The sequence below is a fragment of the Acinetobacter sp. YH16038 genome (assembly GCF_013417275.1).
In the GTDB taxonomy this organism is placed as follows: domain Bacteria; phylum Pseudomonadota; class Gammaproteobacteria; order Pseudomonadales; family Moraxellaceae; genus Acinetobacter.
On sequence record NZ_VPEG01000124.1, the window covers coordinates 1 to 1,924 of the forward strand.

Annotated in this window: 2 protein-coding genes and 1 pseudogene; 2 read left to right on the top strand and 1 reads right to left on the bottom strand. The window is 34.4% G+C overall.

What is annotated here, in order from left to right; translation table 11 throughout:
* Window positions 1-136, top strand: a pseudogene (locus FTV34_RS17190) (mobilization protein); the annotation flags it as partial.
* Complete coding sequence (locus FTV34_RS17195) at window positions 136-672, top strand: hypothetical protein (RefSeq protein ID WP_253135668.1); 537 nt, start codon at window positions 136-138, stop codon at window positions 670-672. The pseudogene FTV34_RS17190 and the gene FTV34_RS17195, both read left to right, overlap by 1 nt.
* A 13-nt stretch (window positions 673-685) precedes the next feature.
* On the opposite strand, the gene FTV34_RS17200 is transcribed toward FTV34_RS17195, so the two are convergent.
* Window positions 686-1,669 carry a RepB family plasmid replication initiator protein gene (locus FTV34_RS17200; RefSeq protein WP_180070880.1) on the bottom strand — a complete coding sequence of 328 codons (984 nt, stop codon included), beginning with the start codon at window positions 1,667-1,669 and terminating at the stop codon, window positions 686-688.
* Window positions 1,670-1,924 lie beyond the last annotated feature (255 nt).

The window sequence follows — 1,924 nt, forward strand, 5'->3', positions numbered from 1 at the left end:
TGGTTCTTATTGAATTAAAAAGATGCAAAGTAATGAAGCCAACAAAGAAAAAATACTCGCTGAACTCAACGAGTATTTAACAGAAGATCGGGATAGACAGCTTTTTGACTTACCAAATATTGAGATATCTAAATAATGCAAAAAACACTAATTTTATGGGGTGGAATTTTAGCGACAATCATGGGTTCGCAAAATCTTAGTGCATGTATGCCACACTCACCAAATGAGGTATTTATAGCAAGGGTTCAATCATTTGAATCAGATAAAAATCAGACTAAATTTCAATTTTCTAACCATAATTTTATTTTTCGCCCATTAATAGCTTGGTTTAGATATTCTAGCCCAAATGAATGGAATGGCGATTTTAAAATTAAGAATATAAAAAAAGGAAATTTGATAATTGGTTTAGCATATCCGCCAGATGGTAACCAAGCAAGAAATTATCAGGTAAGTTCACTGGCACTACTTCACTGTAATAATGATGTTATATCAATAAGTAAGCCATCCACTCCTTTTTTAGCATGGGATAGAGCAAAAGGACGTTGTTTCTATACTGATAAGAGTGGTTTATTGAACGGCTTTCTTGAAAAAGATCAGGCATATTATTTACATAAAATTCAAGCTAAATATCCGACTTGCCGTAAACTGTACTCAGCATTCCCTATGACGTAATGTATATAAAATCTTAGTCTTTGAAGTCTGTTTCAGTCCGCAATGCTTTAAAAATCCGCTTTGCGGTTTCCTCTCGGACGGATGTAGGGTCACGTAAAATATTGGCAATCCATATTGAAAAGGCTGGGTAATCTTTATTGTCGGCTAAGTCAGAGATGCTATGAACCTTAGATAATACTGAACTGTAGGTCTTAATTTGACTGTCAGATAAGTTGCTGAACATATCTATAGTTTTTTGATCTCGCTGAGATTCTATTTTTTTAGGTGACAATTTTTGCTTAAATTTTAATTCTATGTGTGTGAACTTACGCCCTGTTTTTAACAGTTTATATTTGATTGTAATGGGAGATTTTTCATTAAGTTCATCAATTGCGGTATCTATTACCCATCTTTTTAAGTCTGCCGTTAATGGATACTTATTATTCAGATCAAGCATATTGCGCAAGTCATCAAGCCTTATTTTTCGATAACCTGTACTCTTGAATTGCATCATTAATTCATAAAATCGAACGCTATACCCACTACTTACTCCTGCTATGTCTTGAAGAAAATATTGTGTGAAGTTAGATGATAAGTTACTAATAAAGGGTAATACAGACTTACTAAACCTTATTGCCGCCAAAATATAATCTTCTGCATAAGGATCGCTCCCTGTCACCTCTTGGATAAATTCAGGATTAGCCAAAGCCCAATCACTATTGTATTTCATGATGTCTTGAACCCATCGAGTTTTAAATGTCCCTGCTTCAGTTGTTATTGTAATACCTCTATTAAAAAGTCGATCACATGCTTCTCTAATTTCTCTGCTTGCTGTTTTTGGGTTAACACCTAACTCAATAAATGATTCCCTTGTGACGCAATAACCTGTGTTATCTGTCACTTCTTCGCCTTTGGGTATACAGGCTATAGCCGCCAAAATTAAGCGCTGTTCATTCAAAGACAGTTGATAACTAGCTTCAATAATATTATTTGCTTTGACTACTAAGAGCTTACTCATTTTTGTATTCCTTATTATTAATTATGAGAATAATATATCGCCTCATAGTTATGCGTCAATCCCTCATAGTTATGCGTCAATCCCTCATAGTTATGCGTCAATCCCTCATAGTTAAACCTTGCAAAGCCACGCACAGCATGGCTTTGAGTGGGGTCTAAAAATATTTAAAAATATTTAAAATATTAAAAAATAGGGAAATACTTAAAACTGCCCTATGTACTCGCTAAAGCTCGTACTCTATTGAAGCTCGTTCCT

Excerpts from the sequence above, each read along its gene's own strand:
- FTV34_RS17200 (WP_180070880.1), bottom strand. The coding sequence starts at position 1,669 with ATGAGTAAGCTCTTAGTAGTCAAAGCAAATAATATTATTGAAGCTAGT.
- FTV34_RS17195 (WP_253135668.1), top strand. The coding sequence starts at position 136 with ATGCAAAAAACACTAATTTTATGGGGTGGAATTTTAGCGACAATCATG.